The sequence below is a fragment of the Hymenobacter sp. J193 genome (assembly GCF_024700075.1).
In the GTDB taxonomy this organism is placed as follows: domain Bacteria; phylum Bacteroidota; class Bacteroidia; order Cytophagales; family Hymenobacteraceae; genus Hymenobacter.
Genome location: NZ_JAJONE010000006.1, coordinates 160330 through 179425 on the forward strand (window position 1 = coordinate 160330; position 19096 = coordinate 179425).

Genomic DNA, 19096 nt, shown 5'->3' on the forward strand with positions numbered 1-19096 from the left:
TTTGTTGATGCACTTGAGTAGGGGAGGGGAGAGGTCAGCGCTCCTGCTGGTCCTGGCCACGCTCAGTTGCTTGGCTCTGCCCGGCCTCCCGCGCCTGGCCTGGGACCTGGCGGCACTGCTGGTCTTTAGCGCTTTCCATCACTTCACTACCAGACTGCCGGTGCACCGCGTCAAGCGTAGTGCTGATTCGCTCCAAGTCCGGGCTTTTCAAGCTGTACTGCACGTTCAGGTAGCTAACCCGCTGGCCCTGCTCTGATGCCGCGGCGGGCTGCACGTCGCTTACCTGTGCCCCACTCATGCGAACGGCCGCTTGTACCGCCTCGGCCTGGCCGCGGGCACCTGGCGCCCGCGCTGCTTCCGTAACCCGGATAGTTGCCTGCTGCATGTCCGCTGCCGATTGAGCTAACAACTGGTTAACCCGCTCCATCCGTTGGACGTGGGTCACGACACCCTTCACCCACTCCGGCGGCAGTGACTGCAAAGGAGCTATCAGGCCCTTTTCGATGAGCGCACCCGGCTGAAATGGCCGGCTGGTATTGTCTATCAGCTCGATGCGGTCAAATTCCTTATAGTTCTGCTTTAGCAGGGAAAGGGACTGGTGGTACCGCTGCTCGATGATGGCCGGGGGCACGTCGTGCCCGCCCTTGGCCACGCGGCTCAGTACCCGGTCCTGGCACTCGCGCACGGACTCCAAGCTGACGTACACCAACTCAATGCGGTAGCCGGCTGCTTTCGCGCCATGAATCAGCTTGTAGTCATTGGTCTGGGCCAAGTTGCTCTCAACCGAGAAAGAAACCCTGCTGTCACGTAGTTCCTTGATGCGCTGGGCGGTCATCGCCTCCACGTCAAAGCCGCTGAGCTGGGGGTTCTGCTGTTTCAGTACGTCGCCGTTCACCTGTTCCACCGATGGACTACGAGCCGCCATTGCGTTGAATAAGGTGCTTTTACCCGCGCCGTTTGGGCCGGCGAACACATAGAGTACTGGTTGCTGCTCCACCGGCCGCGCTTCGCTCACTAGGCTCCTACAGCGTCAAGCAGTAGCCGGCGCGTCTGTGGCTGGGTCAGCGAAACCTCGTACACCTCACCGGTGGCAGGGTATTCGTGCACGTAGCGGCCTTGCTCGTCCCGGTAGGAAAGGAAAGTATTCGCGGCAGCTGCCTCGAGCGCGCAGCTGCTCCCCAATGGATTTCTGAAACTCCGGCGTCGTCAGCTGGGCGAGAAAGTTGGTTACTGGGGAGTTCATGGTAGGAGGCAAAGGGTACACGAATATAACGCAAGCGCCGGTAAAGTAGTGGCATTGTGCCCAAGAAAATGAGCGCAGCAACCGGCCAGCAGGTACTGAAAGAGGGGAGGGGCAGTTGGGAAAAAAGGAAGGGATGCCCCCGCGACTTACCTACTGGTCGTGCTGCTCGTCGCCGGGATGCTCGGGGTACTCCTCGCTGTCTTGGTTATCATCCGGCTCCTCCTGGGGAGGGTATTCCGGTATCCAATCCTGCGCGGTGCCGGTGGCGACTTCCTCGGCCTGGCAGTTGGGCACGGGTTGCGCAAGCTGCTGCGGGGACTGGGGCCGGCGTGGCTCCAACTCGCGGCCAAAGAAATGGCCTAGCGTTACGCCGGGTGCCTGCTTTTGGTACCAGTCGGGCATTTCGTCCGGCTGGCAGATTACGCCTAAGTACCCGTCGGCGTGGAAATAGGCCCGCACGACGGCTGGACCAAAGCCGTTCATGTGAATATGAACGCGGGAGCCGATTTCAGGCACGGCCGAATCTCCCGACCAATCGAGGTTGATTGGCAGGCTCAGGCGGGTTGGATAGCCCAGCCACTGCGGGCAAGGGGTCACGGAATTCAGCCACTGGTAGGGGCTAATCTGGGGCTGCTTCGGCGCGGGGGTAGTATTCATAGCGGTATATTTCCTATTGAGAAAATCAGATTGGGAGCTATCCGGCTGCTGGTGCTAGGCTGCCTGGGCAAGCTGGCTGCCGAAAACGCAGTGGGCGCGGGGGTGCATCTTGTGGGCACGTCGGCTGCCGGGGTGGAAGGGCTGGGTCACGAGGCCGATAAAGCCGGCGGCGTGGCAGTAGCCCAACACCTTCACCGTTTCGACCTTCCCGCCTTGGTTAGCGCTCACGTACACCCCGACTGGGGGCACCGGCTGCTGGGCCGACCAATGCAGCCCGCCTGGCAAGGCTTTCAGGCTGGGCACGGCGGTAAACTCGGGCGTGGCCAGGCGCAGTTGGGCCGCTTCCTGGCGGGCCTGCTCAGTTGCGGCCTTCTTGGCGGCGTGGGTGGCGCGCATTTTAGCCAGACGAGCGGCGGGGATGCGGCGGGCGGGGCGGTACAGATTGGCACTTTTCATGGCTAGAAGGGCGTTTTTTACGTTGTTGCTTACACTCATTAAACGTAATAGACGCATCCTAAGTTGCAAAACATACATTTATAAATGTATGTTTTGCAAGTATTATTCAACCTTTTTCCCCCACTGCCCCTGAGTAGGCTAGTGCATGGTGGTATTGGTTTCATTGTGGCTTGGACCAAGAGCTGACGGACCGTGGCCAAGTGAGAGATTTTGCCCAATCCTTCATCCTGGTTGTCTGGCAACATTTCCCCCGTTCTGGAGGTCTTGGTAGCTATGAGCTACATCGTGAGAGACCAAGAGTTAGTGCTTCAGCACTGGCCGGGTAAAGGAGCCTGGACTTATCACCTTATCATCCCGAACTCGCGTGATATTCCCGGTACGTGGGGTCACATCAAGGTGTCGGGCACAATAGATGACTACACGGTTGAATCACGGAATTTGGCCCCGCGCAAAAATCAAGACAAAATGCTCTCTGTGAATGCTGCCATCCGCCAGCATTTGGGCAAGCAAGCTGGCGACACGGTGCGCGTCACGCTCTATCGCGAGCCTAACCCAGTATTGGTCCGCGAAGCCGCGGTACTAGCTTGCTTAGACGACGCCGGCGTGTTGACGTCATTTAACGCTCGGAACGCCAAAGACCGACGAGCTTTATTGCACGAGGTGTTTTCTCAGCCGGACGCCACGCGACAGGAAAAGAAAATCCTGGCCCTGATTGCTATGCTTGGCTTGCAGAGTACCACTGGGTGAATTCACGAGAAGTGCAGTTTCAGCAGGCAGTGTGGCCGCTCATTCAACTTTTGGACTAAAGTTTTAACTAAAATCCATAGGGTAGTGAATGCCGCACCCGTTCTTGGCTTCATCGGAGAATAGCTAAAACTTGCCCTGTGCGCGACTTGGCGGCTGGATGGTAGCAGCGCTACATGAACGGCTGCGGGTTGATTCTGCAGCCTCTTGAGGCACTAATTCAGCCCTTCCCGGCTCGGCTGGCCTCCATTGGTAGTGGGTTAGTAATTAGAGAAGTAATAAAGGAGTATAACAGGAAGTAGGTGATAGTAGAAAAAGGTAATTAAATCTTGAAAAAGTACAACGTGTTTTTATTCGCGTATATGCTTTTTTGGACTGTCCTGTTTTGTTGATTCTCGACTTGCCCACACAGTTTTATACCCTAAATGCTTCTCGTTCTCGCGTAACAAGGTTGTAGGTTATTTTAAGAAGATGGTAAGGTAAACCCTAATAGTAACTAGTAAGGAGTAAATCGAATAAACCTGCTTCTTTAAGGTAATAAACCTGCTTCTTTAAGGTGAGTCTGAGTGAATAAACCTGCTTCTTTAAGGTAATAAACCTGCTTCTTTAAGGTAATAAACCTGCGCACTTTTACACAAGCTGGTTTTTTCGCCGTATGTTTCGGCCTGATATCACTGGATGAGGCAAAAGTGTCTCTGGTGGCTGCAACCGTAACCTATCGGCTAGATGTTAGGAAACCGACTACCCCGCGTTACCCTGCCTGTTCCCATGCTGGAACTAGACCTTCAGTATGAGCCCGAAGCGCTGGCGCGGGTCAAGCAGCATTGGGCAGCCACCTTCGCCCACCAGCGCAGAATTTCCGTGTACGGCAAGCGCATTATGGCGCGGGTGATGGAACAAATCAAGGAAGATGACTTGCAGCTGCGCGACTACTATCAGCTGCGGGTTTCCTCCGTGGTTGAGGGCACTGACATTGATACCGACACGGCTTATTCTTTCCTGAAAAAAGCTATCTACGAACTGGCCCACGTCACCTGGGAGTTCGAGAGCCTGGACGGGAGCGAGTGGTACATCCGCCACCTGCTGGATACGACCAAGGAACGGCGCGTAGGCTTCAAGGATGGCATTATTACCATCATTCTGAACCCGCAGCTAGCGCCTTACTTCGTTCAGATTGCCGGTCAGTATTCGACCTACAAGCTGGATGGCTACATGGGTCTGCACAGCTGGTACAGCATGCGGTTCTTTGAGATATTATCCGCGTTTCGGGATACCGGCTGGTGGGAAGTGTCGCTGGAGGAATACCGTCTGCTCATGGACTGCGGCCAAGAGCTGGACAAGTACGGCTCCCCCAAAAAGGACCGGAAAGGCAACCCGGTCATGAAGCACGCCGACACCAACGAATTGATTAAAAAAACGGTGCTGGGGGCACAAAAGGAGTTGGAAAGAACGCCCTGCGCCTTCGTCTACAATCCTATCCTGGAGGCTAACCGGGCCGGTAGGGGACGGAAGAAGATAGTGGGCCTGCGCTTCGAGCTGCTGCACAAGCAGTCTACTGTTATCCCGGCCTCGTGGCTGGCCGACGAAATACTACGCCCGGTTATCGACCGGCTGCGGGAGTTCAAAGTTACTGAACGTAACATTGCACTTTACCTAAAAGTGATGGAGGTAGTCGAAGCCCGCAAGCTATTGCGGGAGTGGCAGCTCAAAGAGAACAGCCAGAAGAAGATTGACGACAAGCAGAAGTATTGCAACGCCGTTTTCGTGCGGGTCGGCAAGCAAATCAGCGAGGAGAAGAAGAAAGATGCTCTACTGGCCCGGCAGGTGGTGCAAGCCGCACTGGGGTTTGATAAAAAGTAGCTGGCCCGTAGAATCGCATACTCGTTCCCGATAAGGCCTGGCTCCTGAACCCAGTGGTGCTTATCAGCTTTCGATAATTGTATTCCCAACGCTACGAGAGGAAATACCTGTTAAAGGCCATTTCCGGTAGGCACTTCTATCGCTATTTACTCGACCACCTCAGGGCCCCATAGCTTCCGCACCCAGTTGCGCAAGGCATAAATACGGGAGTTGACGTAGCACTCCTGGCAGTGGCTGAAGTTCCACAAGCAATCCACCGTATCCGTGAATAGGTGGAACAGCAGACCTACGGCTACAATCTGCGTCGCCGGCAGCAGGAGCAACAGCACGTATGCCGGTATGGCGTAGAAGGAGTGCAGCGGGTGATACCCAACACTGCAGCGCAGCGGGTCGAAAATGGGTTTGGCCAGCAGGTGGTCCAGGTCAATGGCCATCGTGGCCAGCATAACTAGGTAGGCGGTTTGCCACATCAGAGGAAAAAACACCAGCGCCAACACGACCGGAAAAACGAAGTGCAGGCCGTAATGCACCAGCGTTTGGGCGCTGGATAGCTTGGGGAGGCGTAGTCGCGGGGGCTGTGCGGAGCCACCAAGTGGGTGGCATTGCACGCCGTATCCCCGGGCGTTACTTCGGCAAACCTTCTGCCCGGCTCACCGGCCGACTTTGTCTTCTGCTTACGCCCGCTGTTTCGCATGTTTGCTACCCGAGGCCGTGCGTCGGTATTGATTCGCTGCGGCAGGGTGGGGGGGATACTGGGCGGTGACGACCGTCGCTGTGTCAACGCGCTGGGCCGGCGGCGGATGGTGGTACCCGGGGCCAGTTGCAAAACGAGGGCCGATAGCCGATGAGCGGCAACCGGTCAGTAGCAGAACCAAGCCGGCAGCAACGGATAGAATGAGTCGAAAAACAGACAACGGAAGTACAATGAACATTTCCACGGAACAAGCCGGCTGGTGACCCACTTGGCCCCCATCGCTCGCTGAAAGCAAAAAGGCAGCTCCGCAAGAGCTGCCTTTTTTCACGGACTAAAATCAGGGCTAGCGGTTACGCGTCAGCCAGCTCTGCAAGGAGGCTATTTCCTGGCGCTGGTCGGCGATGATGGCCTGGGCCAGGGCGCGGGTGGTGGTGTTGCGGCCGTATTGCAGCAGGGCCTCCGAGTTGTCGATGGCCGCCTGGTGGTGGTCCACCATAAGTTGGGCAAAGTCATAATCCGGCCGGGCCGTCATCGTGCGGGCGTCGCTGGCGGTCATCATCTTGTCCATGTTGGTTTTCTGCACGGTGTTGAACTGCGGCACCAGGGGCTGCATGGGCTGGTGGCCGCTCGTGAAGGCGTTGAACTGCCCGATTTCGGCCCGCTGCTTGGTGATGATGTCCTGGGCAATGGTCTTCATTTCCTGGTTGCTGCCGGTGCGCAACTCTTCCTCGCTCATCTTGATGGCCGCGTCGTGGTGCAGCACCATCTGGGTGGCGTAGTCGTGGTCGGGGTCCTGGGTTTTGGCCTGCGCGTCCATCTGCGTCATCATATCCATCATGATTTTCATGTAGGCGCTATCGTGCTTCATGTCGTCCATGTCGTGGCCTTTGGAGCAGGAAGCTGCGAAAAGCCCTAACAGAACCAGCAGTAGCAAGTGTAAACGGAGACGGTGCATGGCGTTGATGAGGTTTTTATGAACCCCAATAACACCAAATACCGCCTATTGGATTTTACAAATTCCTACCATTTCCTTGCATAATTTCCGGCTTCGCTTACTACTCCGGCTCGTCGTCTGCGCCACGGTTGATAATGGGCAGAATCTGGTACAGCATCTCCTTGGGAATGCCCAGCATATCGCGCTTCTCTGCGTAGTTTTCCAAAAATAAGGCGAAGGGATGCACGCTCTGCATCTGCCGCTGCTCGTCCTCGGCGTCGCTGATACCGGCCCAGGCTGGGGTACGCAGGTAAGCCACGTACTCTTCCAGCACGTCTTCAAACACCAGCCGCCCATCGCGGAAGTCCTCGTGGTAGGCTAGAAGCGTATCGGCGTCAATGATAATCAGCGGGCGCACGTTGTGCACGAATAGCCCTTCCTGCTCCAGTTTGGCTAGCTCTTCCTGAAACCAGTCGTTGACAACTACGTTCAAGCCGGGCTGGTTGTAAAGCCGGTCGTGCACCACCAGCACCGGGTATAGTATCAGCTCGGCCGGGTCGAAATCGGTATCAAAAGCCAGCTGCTTGCGGAGCAGTCGTGCTACGTTGTTGGCCAGCTGCTTCGCCGCTTTGGGGTGCTGCTTATCGTCTTCGTGAAACTTCTTTTTACCTCGTCCAGGTACGTGGCAAAGTCGTGGCCCGCCTTGGCATCCTTATGCACCAGCACGTCTTTTGACTCGAAGAGCACGGCCCGGTTATCGTTACGGAAATAGTAGTCGGGCTCTGACTGCCCTTTCAGCTGCCAGCCATCGAAGATGGCCCGGCCGCTCAGAACCAACCCCCGGCCCTGAAAAATAGCATCCAGCAGCAGATAGAGCAGGTATTGTTCTGAAAACAGGTCGCAGTAAACGGAGCGCCAATCCGGCTCCCGCTGGCCTTTTGGCAGCGTCCTATTAGCGACATTGAACTGGAAATATAGTCCCTTGTGCAGTGCTTCCAGTACCAGTACTGGATAAACCAGTGCAAAAGTACCCGGCTCCTCTTCACACAGCGGCGTAGCTCGCAGACTAGTGAAATCGGCCTGGTCTAACGGTAAGTTCTCGGGAAGAGTGAAATGCCGTAAAAAGGCGCGATTAGCCTCAAAGTCAGCATCGGGAGCTAAATCAACCGCAATTCGGCCGCGTTTCGTGGCCTGAATGACGGGCCTGATTACCCCGCCAAGCTTGCGGAAGTATTCCGGCCAATCCTGGCAGCCGAAGCGCTGCAAAAAGGCTTGCAACAGAGGATTGAATCTAGCTTCTGCCTCCATAAACTCAAAAAATCGCACCGATTTCATGAGTTGCAGCATGGCAATATTGGGCAAGCGATGATTCACCAACTCAAAGTCAGAGAAAGTACCTGCCAGCGCTAGAGCCGCCAACCGTTTTGTTGGTAGCAACCGATTAGCATCCGCCATGGCCTGGTCCTGCTGCCGAATGTATGGGCCATTTAGCGCCAGGCAGGCCTTATAGAGGTTTCGCTCTACCTCTGGGTAGGACTGGGTGTCCGGACAATCGGGCAACTCAAAGCAGTAGCCATAAAGCTGAAGCACTACCTTGGGGTGCAAGAAATTAACCTTAGCCCCAGTGCGCTGAGCTAAGTCTCTCATTTTATGATACACGACCGTTGCAAAAGAGCGATTGTGCGGAGCAAAAATCTGCTCCATGTCCGTTTTATAGTCACGCTCCGAGGCGGGCACCTGACTTAGGTAACCTAGCAAATGTGCCACGCATTGCAAGCGTCGCAGCCGGCTGATACCCGCCAGATAAGTCTCAATGGGTAAGCTTGGGTCAGCAAATACGTCGGAAAAGTCAACGAGAAGTTGTCGGGTCATAACAGAGCAGGAGCCAGGAAAATAGGTGAATGGCTCCTGAATTGATGAACAGCGAAAAACTGCCCGGCGTTAATTATACTGCTGACTTTTCCCGCATATAGCCTGCTTACCCACTTACCGGCGGCTACAGCAGCGCGTCGAGGCTGCGCCGGGCGTGGCTGGCGGGCCCCAGCCGCTGAAACTCGGTAGGGGTGAGGCCCGTCACCTGCCGGAACTGCCGCGAGAGGTGGGCCGGGGAGCTGTAGCCCAGTTGCTCGGCCACCTGGGCCATGCTCAGTTCGCCGTAGCCAATGAGTTCCTTAGCCCGCTCCACCTTCTGACGGATAATGAACTTCTCGATGGTCAGCCCTTCCTCGGAAGAAAACAGGTGCGACAGATAGTGGTAGTCGCGCCCCAGGTGCTCCACCAGATAATCCGAGTAGTTCAGCAGGCGCGGGCCCGGTACCGGGTAGTGAATGAGCGTCACCAGCAGCGTCTTTATATGTTCCACCAACTGCGCCCGGGGGTCTTCGAGCAGGGCGAAGCCCGCATCGAGCAGGCTGCGGCGCACGGCCTCCAAGTCTGGCATCGCGCCAGCCGGAGCCGATACATCGGCCTCACCCAGCACCACGCGGTGCACCTGCAGGCCCAGGGCCGTCAGGTCTTCTTTCACCACCCGGATGCACTGGGGGCACACCATGTTCTTAATCAGCAGCCGGTGCGTACCGGGAGCGGGCAGCGTAAAGCCGGCGCGGAGTTCAGGGTTCATAGGGCGGGCTTATTTCACTACAAGGCTGCCCCGCAGCATACCCATGCCACAGGTAAATGTGAAGGTACCCGCCTGCTGGGGCAGCAGTTCCACCAGCGTCGTTTTGAAGGCCGGCAGGTCGCGGCGAATGCTGAAATCGGGCATGAGCAGTTCCTCGGAACAGCTGTTCTCCTCGTCGCGGTAAAAGCTCAACTGCACGGGCTTGCCGCGCTCCACCTCAATCACGTCGGGCGAGTAGCCGCCCTTCACGGTGATGTCTACCTCCTGCACCCCGCTGATAGTAGAAACCGCGCTAGCCGTCTGGCGGGCGGAAAGAAGAAGTACCAGATAACAAAGCCGCATAAGGCCAGGCCTGCCAGAGTCACGATGATTTCGGGAGTATCCATCACGTTAGTTTTTAACCGGGGAGAAGCTGCGCAGCCGCAGCGAGTTGGTGAGCACGGATACTGAGCTGAGGGCCATCGCTCCTGCCGCCAGCATGGGCGAAAGCAGGATTCCAAAGAAGGGGTACAGCAGCCCGGCCGCAATGGGAATACCCAGGGTGTTATAGATAAAGGCGAAAAACAGATTCTGCTTGATGGTGCGAATCGTCTGACGCGGAGTTCAATGGCTGTCACCACGCCCTGCAAATCCGAGCGCATGAGCGTGATGCCGGCGGCTTCCATCGCCACGTCGGTGCCGCCACCCATCGCCAAGCCGATATCGGCCTGGGCCAGGGCTGGCGCGTCGTTGATGCCGTCGCCGACCATCGCTACCGTGCGGCCTTCGGCCTGCAACTCCTTCACCTTGCCGGCCTTGCCGCTCGGCAATACCTCGGCGAAGTAGCGCGTGATGCCGACCTGACCGGCCACCTGGGCGGCGGTCTGGGGGTTGTCGCCGGTCATCATCACCACCTCAATGCCCATACTCTGCAGCCGCTTGATGGCGGCAGCCGAGGTTTCGCGCACGGTGTCGGCCACCCCAATTACGCCCGCCGCCTGGCCGGCTACGGCCACGTAGAGCACCGTTTTGGCCTGGGCCAACAGTTCGTCGGCCTGCTGGCGCACGGCCGGGGGCAGAGAGATGCCGGCTTCTTCAAGTAGACGGAAGTTGCCAATGAGCACGGGCTGGCTGTTTACCACGGCCTGCGCACCTTTTCCTTCCACGGCCTGGAAGTCGCTGGCCGAAACCATCACCGTTTGCCGGGAGTCGGCGTAGCGCACCACGGCTTCGGCCAATGGATGCTCACTCTGCCGCTCCACAGCGGCTACCGCTTGTAGTAGCAAACCTGCATCCTGCCCGGTCGCCGGCACGAAGTCTGTCACGGCGGGCTCGCCGCGGGTGATGGTACCGGTTTTATCGAGCAGCACAGTATTCACCTGGTGGGCTTTCTCCAACGCCTCGGCGTTGCGGATGAGCACGCCGTGCTCGGCGCCTTTGCCGGTGCTCACCATGATGGCCGTAGGTGTAGCCAGCCCCAGAGCACAAGGGCAGGCAATGATGAGCACAGCCACGAAGTTGACCAGCGCCAGCGGTAGCCGCGCTTCCACCGGAGCCAGGTCGAACCAGAGCACGAACGTTAGGATGGCAATGACCACCACGGTGGGCACGAAGATGGCGCTGACCTTATCGGCCAGCCGCTGGATGGGAGCACGGCTGCCCTGGGCATCCTCCACCAGCTTTACAATCTGTGAGAGCATGGTATCAGCCCCTACTTTGGTCACGCGGAAGCGGAAGGAGCCCGTTTTGTTGAGCGTGGCCCCAAATACCGGGTCGCCGGCTTTCTTCTCCACCGGCAGGCTTTCGCCGGTGAGCATGGCCTCGTCCACGGCGGAGCTGCCCTCCAGGATGAGGCCGTCGGTGGCCACCTTTTCACCTGGCCGCACGACTACCACATCCTCCAGCTTCACCTGCTCGATGGGCACGTCCAGCTCCTGACCGTCCGACCGCACCACCCGGGCCGTTTTGGCTTGCAGCCCCATCAGGGCCTTGATGGCGGCCGACGTCTGCGTTTTGGCCCGCAGTTCCAGTAGTTTGCCCAGCAGAATCAGGGCAATGATGGTGGCTGTCGTGTCGTAGTACACCTCGGGCATAATGCCCCGGCGCATAAACCAGCCCGGCACCACCGTGGCCGCGAGGCTATAGAGGAAGGCAGCCCCGGTGCCCACGGCAATCAGCGTATCCATGTTGGCGGCCCGATGCTTGAAGCCGTTCCAGGCCGAAGTGTAGAACTCGCGCCCACTGTAGAGCAGCACCGGCAAGGTCAGCGCGAGCAGGCCATAGTTCAGCCACTGCATATTTACGCGGGCCATCATCGCCGGCCAGAGCATGAGCATGCTCAGGGGCATAATGACGACGGCCAGCCCCGTGGCCACCCAGAAGCGACGCTTAAGCTTGACGTAGGCCAGGGCTTTCTGCTGGTCGATTTCCGCTTGCCGGTCGGCAGCGCTGGTGTCGGGGGCGCGCTCGGTTACGCCGTAGCCGGCCTGCACAACGGCCTCTTTCAGCGTGGCCGGGCTGGCCTGGGTGGGCAGGTAGTCAACCGTGGCCTTTTCAGTGGCGAAGTTGACCACGGCCCGCTGCACGCCCGGCGTGCGGGTCAGGGACTTCTCGACGAAGGACGCGCACGAGGCGCAGGTCATGCCTTCAATATCGAGGGTTTCGGTTTTGGTGGTTGGTTCCATAGAAGGTTGCAGCAGGACCGCTACGTGGGGCCGGGAAACGCGTAGTTCTCAGCGCTAGAAAGTACATTACAAAGGAACGGCCACCCCGCAGCAGGGTTAGTACGGAATCCCACCCGATACTTGCATAATTTGCACGTAGCCAAGCTGGCAATGGATTTACATAATCCGGCCGTGGACTTGCATAATTTTGCGGTCTTTTACCCAGGCCTCTTACCACGAGCCCAGCGGAAAGCAGCCTGATGCCTTTTTGAGGTCCCTTTTCCCAGGCGAAGTGCCCTCCCGACCAAACGACCCGGAAACTCTTTGCTTGGAAACGGGGTAAGTGAGCGGTACCGCCTTTTCGTAGAGAAGTCTACTTTTGCGGTTGCTTAGCGCCTGTCATGTTCCGTAGCCTGTTTCCTTTCCGCCGTTTGCTGGCGACGAGCTTCCTGCTCGTCTTCGTCAACGTGTTCGTGGGGCAGTGCTGGTGCGCGACGATAAATCCCGTGCAGGCCGCGCCCGCGCCGGTAGCCCAGACCGCTGCCTCGAAGAAGCCCACGCACCCCGGCTGCCACGGTCACGGCAAAGCGTTGACCCAGCAGCAACCGGTTAAGACCAAGCAAGGCCACGGCCATTCCAGCTCCAAGCCCATGGGCAAGGAGGACTGCTGCAAAGACAACTCGGCGACCATTCTTAAGTCGCTCGCGACACCCGGTGAAAAGCAGCTGCTCTCGCCCGCCCCGGCCCTGCTGCCGGTCAGCAATGAGTTCTTTTTCCGGCCCGCCGCTGGCGCGTGGGACCGCACGCACTCGGTCGTTCTGGTGCTCCGTGAGCACCTACCCCCCAAAATACCCGACATCCGAATCTTTATTCAGTCCCTGACGGTCTGATTGATTTGACGCACCCAAGGCTCGCCCTGGCATAGCTCCGCTATGTCCGGGGCGGGCCTTTGTTTTGGCGTGTCCGCCCGGCGTATCGAGCCGCTTATCTCCCTCATCTTACTGGTTTTACCTCACTCAACAATGAAGAGTTGTTGCCAGGAAGCGGGCGCTCCGCCCCCGAGAGGGCCAATTCGTCGCCTGCTTTCCTACCTGCTTTATGCCGCGGTGGCCGCCGTGTTGGGCTTCGTGCTCTGGCAGCAATGGCAGGCCTAACCCTTCGGCAGAAACACACCGGGGCTGCTGGATTCAGCGCCCTCCAACCAAACCCCATTCCTCTTTCTATGCACCGCTTACCCCTTTCCCTGCTGGCCGTTGCCAGCCTGCTCACCGCTGCCAGCTGCTCCTCCGACTCGGCCTCCAGCAGCGCCACCGACACCATTACGACGCCCACCAACGGCCCGGCTGAAGGCACCGCCGACCACGCCGGCGGCCACACCTATGCCTGCCCCATGCACCCCGAGGTGACCAGCACCCAGGACGGCGAGAAGTGCCCCAAATGCGGCATGAAGCTGGAGCACAACGACGCCGTTTCCAATGGCAAGACCTACGAAATGAAGCTCGTGCCCACGCCCACGCAGGTGACGGCCGGACAGCCCACCACGCTGGCTTTCACGCCTCGTGAAACCGGCAACGAATCGGCTCCCGTGCCCTTGGCCGTGGTGCATGAGAAGAAGATTCACCTCATCATTGTGAGCAAGGACCTGGGCCAGTTCTACCACGAACACCCCGAGTACACCGCCGCCGGCGACTACAAAGTGCAGTACACCTTCCCGAAGGGCGGCGACTACGTGCTGTTTCAGGACTATACACCCACCGGCTCGGGCCACCAGCTGGGCCGCCAGCCCCTCACGGTGAAAGGCACCGCCTACGCGCCGGTCAAGTTCAAAAACGACGATATGCAGTGGGAAAAGGATGGATACCAGGCCACGCTTTCCTTCGACAAAGACCTGAAAGTGGGCCAGCTGCTGGGCATGAAAATCAACATCAGCAAAGGGGGCAGCCAGTAACCGACCTGGACAATTACCTCGGGGCGCTGGGCCACGTGGTGGTCATCAGCGAGGACACGCAGAACTACCTGCACGTGCATCCCAACGACCAGGCCGACAAAGGCCCCAACATCGGCTTCAACACCAACTTCGAGAAGCCCGGCCTCTACCGCGTGTTTCTGCAGTTCAACCACGCGGGCAAAATCCACACTGGCGACTTCACCATCAACGTGAAGGCCTAGCCTGGCCCGGCTCCCTTTTCATTTCCCGCTTATCTCCGCCAAACCCATGAAAAAGTCTGCTTTTTTCCTTGCCACCCTCTGCTCGGGCTCCTTGCTGGTGGCCAGCTGCAATAGCGATAAGGCTGCCGATTCGACGGCTACGACCACAGAAACCACTACCGATGCCGCGGCTTCCGGCGATATGGCCGGCATGGACCACTCTGCGATGGGGCACGAGGGCGCGGCTGCGGCCGGCAGCTCGCCGCAGTTGGTAGCCATGAACGAGATGATGACCAAGATGCACGCCGCGCAACCTAAGGGCAACACCGACCACGACTTTGCCCACCACATGTTGGAGCATCACAAGGGCGCGGTAGTAATGGCTGACATCCAGCTGCGCGACGGCAAAGACGCCACCATGCGCCGCATGGCCGAGCAAATCAAAGCCGACCAGCTCAAGGAAATCACCGCGCTGGAAACCGCCGCCACCCGCCTGGATAATGCCCCGACCAACTACCAGCCCAATGACCCGGCAGACCCTTTCACCAGCAAGATGAAGGCTTCGATGGACGGGATGATGCAGAACATGCCCAAGGCAGTAGCCGACCCCGACATGAACTTCAACATGCTGATGACGGTGCACCACCAGAGTGCCGTGGACATGGCCAAAGCCGAACTGGCCCACGGCAAGGACACCAAGCTCAAAGAGATGGCCCAGCAGATGATTGATGCCCAAGAAAAGGAAATCGCCGGCTTCAAGGCCTGGCACCAGCAGAACGCCGACAAGATGTAATCCCTCGGGGGCAGGCCGCACCGCCGGTTGGCGGCCGTGGCCTGCCCCCATCATCACCCACCCCAATCATACCCGTTTCCCATGAAGATTCACCACGTTCTCGCTGCCGCCCTGTTGCTGGCCGCGCCGCTATCCGCTGCGGCCCAGCATAGCCACAAGCCCGGTACTGCCGCCCACGGCCATAAGGCCGCCGGTGAAACCCACGCCCATAAATCTCCCCACGGCGGCATCGTACGCACGGCGGGCAAGTACCATGTAGAGTTGGTGCAGCAGGCCGGCCAGGTCCACGTGTACCTGCTCGATGACAACGAAAAGGCGTTGCCCGTGGACCGCGCTACCGGCACCGCTATGCTGCTCAGTACGACGGGCAAAACCAGCAGCGTGAAGCTGACTCCTACCGGTGACCACCTGGTGGCCGCCGTGCCCGTCGGCACCACCCTGCGCACGGCCATCGTGAGCCTCAAGGCCAACGGCAGCTCGCTCAACGCCCGGTTTGAGAAGCTTGACGCGGCTGCAAAAGCCGGTAAGGCCGTTTCCAATGCGTATGCCTGCCCGATGAACTGCGAAGGCAGTGCCAGCCCAGAACCCGGCAGCTGCCCCAAGTGCGGCATGGCCCTCGTGAAAAAGTCGTAGGCGGGCGCCGTTTGGGCTGCCTGCTGCTGCAACAGCGGGTGGCCCACCGACTGGTTTTAACCTGATTGTATGAAGTTCTTGAACGTAAAAAGCGGGTATTGTTGGCTGCTGACGCTGTTGCTGCTGGCGCTTTGCTCCGGCGCGGCGCGGGCGCAAACCACCATCAGCCTGGACAGCGCCGAGGCCCAGACCCTGCGCCGGCACCCCCGGCTGCGGCAGTCAACCCAGGAGATTGAGGAGCAGCGCGCCCTCAAGCGGGGCTCCTTTGCGCCGGCCAACCCGGATTTTCTCTTTTCGGCACCCACGGGCGAGATGTGGGCCCCGGGCGTGGTGCAAACCATTGACCTGCCCAACGTATACCGACGGCAGCGGCAGGTGGCCGAGGCCGGTATCACGCTGGCCGAGCGCAACCGCGACGTGAGCCGGGCCAGCGTGCTGCGCGACACCCGCCTGGCCTACCTGAGCCTGCAGTTTGCTGAGGCTCAGGTGCGCCAGCTCACGTATCAGGACAGCCTGTTTCGGGTGCTGCGCCTGGCCACCGAGCGGCTGTTCACGGCCGGCGAAGTCACCTCGCTGCAGCGCATCAGCACCGACGCCGAAGCCCGGCAGGTGACCGTGCTGCTGCAACAAGCCACCGCCGACCAACAGGCCGCCCAGCGCCGGCTGGGGCTGCTGCTGGGCCGGCCCGCCGAGGCCCTGGCTACCAGCACCGACTTGAGCCGCACCGGCGCGGAGCTAGCCCAAACGGGTACTACCCTACTCAGCGGGCTGCCAGTTGAAGACAGTGCCGCCCTCGTGCGCAGCCCCACGCTGGCGGCCGCCACCCAGAACGTCGCCCTGAGCCAGTCGGGCATCAGCCTGGTGCGGGCGCGGCGCACGCCGGCTCTCACGGTGGGCTACCAAAATCAAGCATTTGAGAACTCGGCGCTCCGATACCGCTTTCAGTTTGGCGTGTCGGTGCCCGTGTGGTTCTGGACTTACCGCTCGCAGCTGCAGGCGGCCACGGCCCGCTCTCAGGCCGCCAGCTACCAGCTGCAGGCCCAGCGCCTGGAACTCAGCACCCAGTACGAGCAGGCCTTGGCGGATACGCGCAAGTTTTCGACATCGCTGGCTTACTACGAGCAAACCGGCCTGCCCCAGTCGCGGGCCATCATCAGCCAGTCGCAGCGCCTGTTCCGGGCCGGCGAAGTGAGCTACCTGCAGCTTATTCTGAGCCTGAATCAGGCCTTTGCCATTCAGAATACTTACCTGACCACCATCCGCGACTACCGCCAGGCTTTGGTCGAGCTTAACTACCTGCGGGGCGAATAACCGTCAACTATCATGAAACAACTCCTGATTTTGCTGCTGGGTTTGCTGCTGACCAGCCCGGCTTACGCCCACGGGGGCGAAGACCACGGCGACGGGACGAAGGCGGGTACGGCGGCGGGCGCTACCTCGTTTTCGGTCGCGGCCCTCTCGGAGCAGTTCGAGGTGCTGCTGCGCTACGAGCCCCTGGAAGGCGGCCAGCCGGCCGACCTGCGCCTGTTCTTATCCGACTACGCCACCAACGCCCCTATCAAGGGCGCGAAGCTCACGCTCACCAATCCGGAAGACGCCAACCTGAAATGGGCGGCAACCGAGCAGGAGCCGGGCATTTACCTGGTTGAGGGCCAGTTTCCGGCTAACAAGGCTTACAGCTTTGCGGTGAACATCGTGGCCGGCGAAACGGCCGATTTACTGCTGCTCGAAGGCATCAAGGTCGGGGAGAAGCTACCCGTGGCGGCTACGGCCCCCGCTGCGGCCCCGTCGCTTTTCTCATCCTGGAAAACCATTCTGGCCCTGATTGGGGCCTTTGCGCTCGGTATCGGCCTGACGGCCCTGCTGCTGCGTCGTCGTCGCCGCTCAGAATCCGTGCCGCAGACTTCGGAACAGGCGCTGACCGCCAGCCGCCGTGCCCCCTTCCCTTAATGCCACTTCTGATATGAAAACCAAGCATAAATTCCTAGCCGCCACGGCCGCCTTCGGACTGGTACTAACTGTGCTGCTGCCCCCACCCAGCCTAGTGCAGGCGCACAGCGGCGAAGACCACGGCGGCGAAGCCAAAGCCAGCACCGGCGTGGCCCTCACCGACGAGGTGCTGCTGCCCAAGGAAAGCCAGTTTCTGTTCGAGGTCCGCACCAATCTGGCTGCTTATTCCACCACCTACAGCCGGGCCACCCTCTACGGCACGGTATCGGCCGCGGCCGGGGGCGAGGGGCGCGTGGTAGTGCCCCAGACCGGGCGCATCGTGAGCCTCGCTGCGCAGGTGGGCAAAACCGTGCGGGCCGGCCAGACGCTGGCCGTGATTGAGCAAACCCTCGACGCCACCCAGCAAATTGGCCTCAGCACCGAGCGCGCCAACGCTCAGGCTGAGCTGCGCGCCGCACAGCAAGACTACTCCCGCCTGCAAACCATCGCCGACATTGCCGCCCGCAAAGACGTGGTGGCCGCTGAGCTGCGCCTGCGCCAGGCCCGCCAAAACGCGGCCATCTACAACGGGCAGGCCAGCCAGCGGCGCGTGAGCATCACCTCGCCGGTGAGCGGCACCGTGGACGTGTTTAACCTAGCCGTGGGCCAGCAGGTGAACCAGGGCGACGAGCTGTTTCGGGTCATCAACCCCGGCAAGCTGCGCGTGGAAGCCCAGGTGTTTGCTCAGGATTTAGCGAAGGTGACGCCCGGGGCTTTGTTTCGGGTAGAAGGCTTGCAGGGCCAAGCGGGCGTGCCGGCCCGGCTGGTGGTGTTCAGCAACGTGGTGAACCCCGTGAACCAGGCCCGGCAGCTGGTGCTGGAACTCGATGCCACCGAAGGCAGCGCCTACCGCGCCGGCCAGGCCGTGAACGTGCAGGTGGTGGGCCAGACCGGCGGCGGCAAACCCCAACTGGTAGTGCCGACCTCGGCCATTACGGACTTGAATGGCAAGCCCGTGGTCTTCGTGCACACCGAACCCGAACACTTCAAGATTCGCTATGTGCAGCCGGGGGCCATGAATGGCCAGCAGACCGTGCTCGTGCAGGGTCAGGTCAACGAAAATGACCGGGTGGTGACGGCTGGCACCTACCAGCTTAAATCCATTTATCTCAACCAATAGCTCCGCCTCACCCGCTGGTCTTCTCGCTTCCTGCTTCTAATTCCCATGAAAAACCTCCTTGCTCTCGCCACGCTGACGGCCACGCTTCCCCTCATCACCCCGACTGCGCAGGCCCAGACGGTTCCGCCCGGCGGCTCAGCTGCTGACGAAGCCGCCGTGAAAGCGGTGCTCACCAAGTACCAGCAGGCCGTGCAAAAACTCGACACCACGGGTACTAGTCGCCTGTTCGCGGCCAATTCGCAGGTATTCGAGTCGGGCAGCGTGGAAGGCACCTACCGGCACTACGCCGCGCACCACCTGGGCCCGGAGCTTAGGGAGTTCAGGGCCTTCACTTTCAGCGACTACAAGGCCGCCGTGCAGGTAGATGGTCCCTACGCTTTTGCGACGGAAACCTATATCTACACCATCAATCTCAAGAAAGACCCCAAGGAAAAGGAAGCCAAGGCCCCCATCGTGCGCCGTGGGGTGGCTACCTCGGTGCTGCGCAAAAACGCCTCCGGGCAGTGGCAAATCATGAGTACCCACAGTTCGGCCCGTACGCCTCGTTCTAAAAAATAGGCTAC

21 protein-coding genes are annotated in these 19096 nt (G+C 59.7%); 11 read left to right on the forward strand and 10 right to left on the reverse strand.

The window, feature by feature from the left end:
* Positions 1-34: 34 nt before the first annotated feature.
* The 3 genes from LRS06_RS24505 to LRS06_RS24515 all read right to left on the reverse strand — a co-directional run bounded on the left by LRS06_RS24505 (position 35) and on the right by LRS06_RS24515 (position 2356).
* Positions 35-1015, reverse strand: a complete 981-nt coding sequence (locus LRS06_RS24505; RefSeq protein ID WP_308239933.1) for a zeta toxin family protein — start codon at positions 1013-1015, stop codon at positions 35-37.
* 378 nt (positions 1016-1393) lie between these two features.
* Entirely contained in the window at positions 1394-1900 is a 507-nt protein-coding gene (locus LRS06_RS24510; RefSeq protein ID WP_257873803.1) for a hypothetical protein, read from the reverse strand.
* Positions 1901-1954: 54 nt separating this feature from the next.
* On the reverse strand, positions 1955-2356 hold the full coding sequence (locus LRS06_RS24515; RefSeq protein WP_257873804.1) for a hypothetical protein: 402 nt from the start codon (positions 2354-2356) through the stop codon (positions 1955-1957).
* Between the two features lie 273 nt (positions 2357-2629).
* Between LRS06_RS24515 and LRS06_RS24520 the strand changes: the two genes are divergently transcribed.
* Together LRS06_RS24520 and LRS06_RS24525 are read left to right on the forward strand one after the other, a co-directional pair.
* Positions 2630-3103, forward strand: a complete 474-nt coding sequence (locus LRS06_RS24520) for a DUF1905 domain-containing protein (protein WP_135533143.1) — start codon at positions 2630-2632, stop codon at positions 3101-3103.
* 765 nt (positions 3104-3868) lie between these two features.
* Positions 3869-4960, forward strand: coding sequence for a replication initiation protein (locus LRS06_RS24525; protein WP_257873877.1), 1092 nt, complete (start codon positions 3869-3871; stop codon positions 4958-4960).
* Positions 4961-5106: 146 nt separating this feature from the next.
* On the opposite strand, the gene LRS06_RS24530 is transcribed toward LRS06_RS24525, so the two are convergent.
* The 7 genes from LRS06_RS24530 to LRS06_RS24560 form a co-directional block, all read right to left on the reverse strand.
* On the reverse strand, positions 5107-5568 hold the full coding sequence (locus LRS06_RS24530) for a DUF6122 family protein (protein WP_374679473.1): 462 nt from the start codon (positions 5566-5568) through the stop codon (positions 5107-5109).
* Between the two features lie 429 nt (positions 5569-5997).
* Positions 5998-6609: a DUF305 domain-containing protein gene (locus LRS06_RS24535; protein WP_257873808.1), complete on the reverse strand. Its 612-nt coding sequence runs from the start codon at positions 6607-6609 to the stop codon at positions 5998-6000.
* Between the two features lie 100 nt (positions 6610-6709).
* Positions 6710-7111 carry a hypothetical protein gene (locus tag LRS06_RS24540; protein WP_257873809.1) on the reverse strand — a complete coding sequence of 134 codons (402 nt, stop codon included), beginning with the start codon at positions 7109-7111 and terminating at the stop codon, positions 6710-6712.
* A gap of 77 nt (positions 7112-7188) precedes the next feature.
* Positions 7189-8460, reverse strand: a complete 1272-nt coding sequence (locus tag LRS06_RS24545; RefSeq protein ID WP_257873879.1) for a hypothetical protein — start codon at positions 8458-8460, stop codon at positions 7189-7191.
* Between the two features lie 124 nt (positions 8461-8584).
* Positions 8585-9208 (reverse strand): AraC family transcriptional regulator, encoded by a 624-nt coding sequence (locus tag LRS06_RS24550; protein WP_257873811.1) that lies wholly within the window; start codon positions 9206-9208, stop codon positions 8585-8587.
* Between the two features lie 9 nt (positions 9209-9217).
* Positions 9218-9478, reverse strand: coding sequence for a cupredoxin domain-containing protein (locus tag LRS06_RS24555; RefSeq protein WP_257873888.1), 261 nt, complete (start codon positions 9476-9478; stop codon positions 9218-9220).
* Entirely contained in the window at positions 9466-11871 is a 2406-nt protein-coding gene (locus LRS06_RS24560) for a heavy metal translocating P-type ATPase (RefSeq protein WP_308239935.1), read from the reverse strand. Before LRS06_RS24560 ends, LRS06_RS24555 begins: the two co-directional genes overlap by 13 nt.
* 380 nt (positions 11872-12251) lie before the next feature.
* On the opposite strand from LRS06_RS24560, the gene LRS06_RS24565 reads away from it, so the two are divergent.
* The 9 genes from LRS06_RS24565 (at position 12252) to LRS06_RS24605 (ending at position 19091) form a co-directional block, all read left to right on the forward strand.
* Positions 12252-12740, forward strand: a complete 489-nt coding sequence (locus tag LRS06_RS24565) for a hypothetical protein (RefSeq protein ID WP_257873814.1) — start codon at positions 12252-12254, stop codon at positions 12738-12740.
* 332 nt (positions 12741-13072) lie between these two features.
* Positions 13073-13798 (forward strand): heavy metal-binding domain-containing protein, encoded by a 726-nt coding sequence (locus LRS06_RS24570; protein ID WP_257873880.1) that lies wholly within the window; start codon positions 13073-13075, stop codon positions 13796-13798.
* Positions 13799-13833: 35 nt separating this feature from the next.
* Positions 13834-14019, forward strand: coding sequence for a hypothetical protein (locus tag LRS06_RS24575; protein WP_257873881.1), 186 nt, complete (start codon positions 13834-13836; stop codon positions 14017-14019).
* A 46-nt stretch (positions 14020-14065) separates the two neighbouring features.
* Positions 14066-14791, forward strand: coding sequence for a DUF305 domain-containing protein (locus LRS06_RS24580; protein WP_257873816.1), 726 nt, complete (start codon positions 14066-14068; stop codon positions 14789-14791).
* An 81-nt stretch (positions 14792-14872) separates the two neighbouring features.
* Positions 14873-15424 carry a heavy metal-binding domain-containing protein gene (locus LRS06_RS24585; RefSeq protein ID WP_257873817.1) on the forward strand — a complete coding sequence of 184 codons (552 nt, stop codon included), beginning with the start codon at positions 14873-14875 and terminating at the stop codon, positions 15422-15424.
* Between the two features lie 69 nt (positions 15425-15493).
* On the forward strand, positions 15494-16735 hold the full coding sequence (locus LRS06_RS24590) for a TolC family protein (RefSeq protein ID WP_257873818.1): 1242 nt from the start codon (positions 15494-15496) through the stop codon (positions 16733-16735).
* A gap of 12 nt (positions 16736-16747) precedes the next feature.
* Positions 16748-17374, forward strand: a complete 627-nt coding sequence (locus LRS06_RS24595; protein ID WP_257873819.1) for a hypothetical protein — start codon at positions 16748-16750, stop codon at positions 17372-17374.
* A 13-nt stretch (positions 17375-17387) separates the two neighbouring features.
* Complete coding sequence (locus LRS06_RS24600; protein ID WP_257873820.1) at positions 17388-18533, forward strand: efflux RND transporter periplasmic adaptor subunit; 1146 nt, start codon at positions 17388-17390, stop codon at positions 18531-18533.
* 45 nt (positions 18534-18578) lie between these two features.
* Positions 18579-19091, forward strand: coding sequence for a nuclear transport factor 2 family protein (locus LRS06_RS24605; RefSeq protein WP_257873821.1), 513 nt, complete (start codon positions 18579-18581; stop codon positions 19089-19091).
* Positions 19092-19096 lie beyond the last annotated feature (5 nt).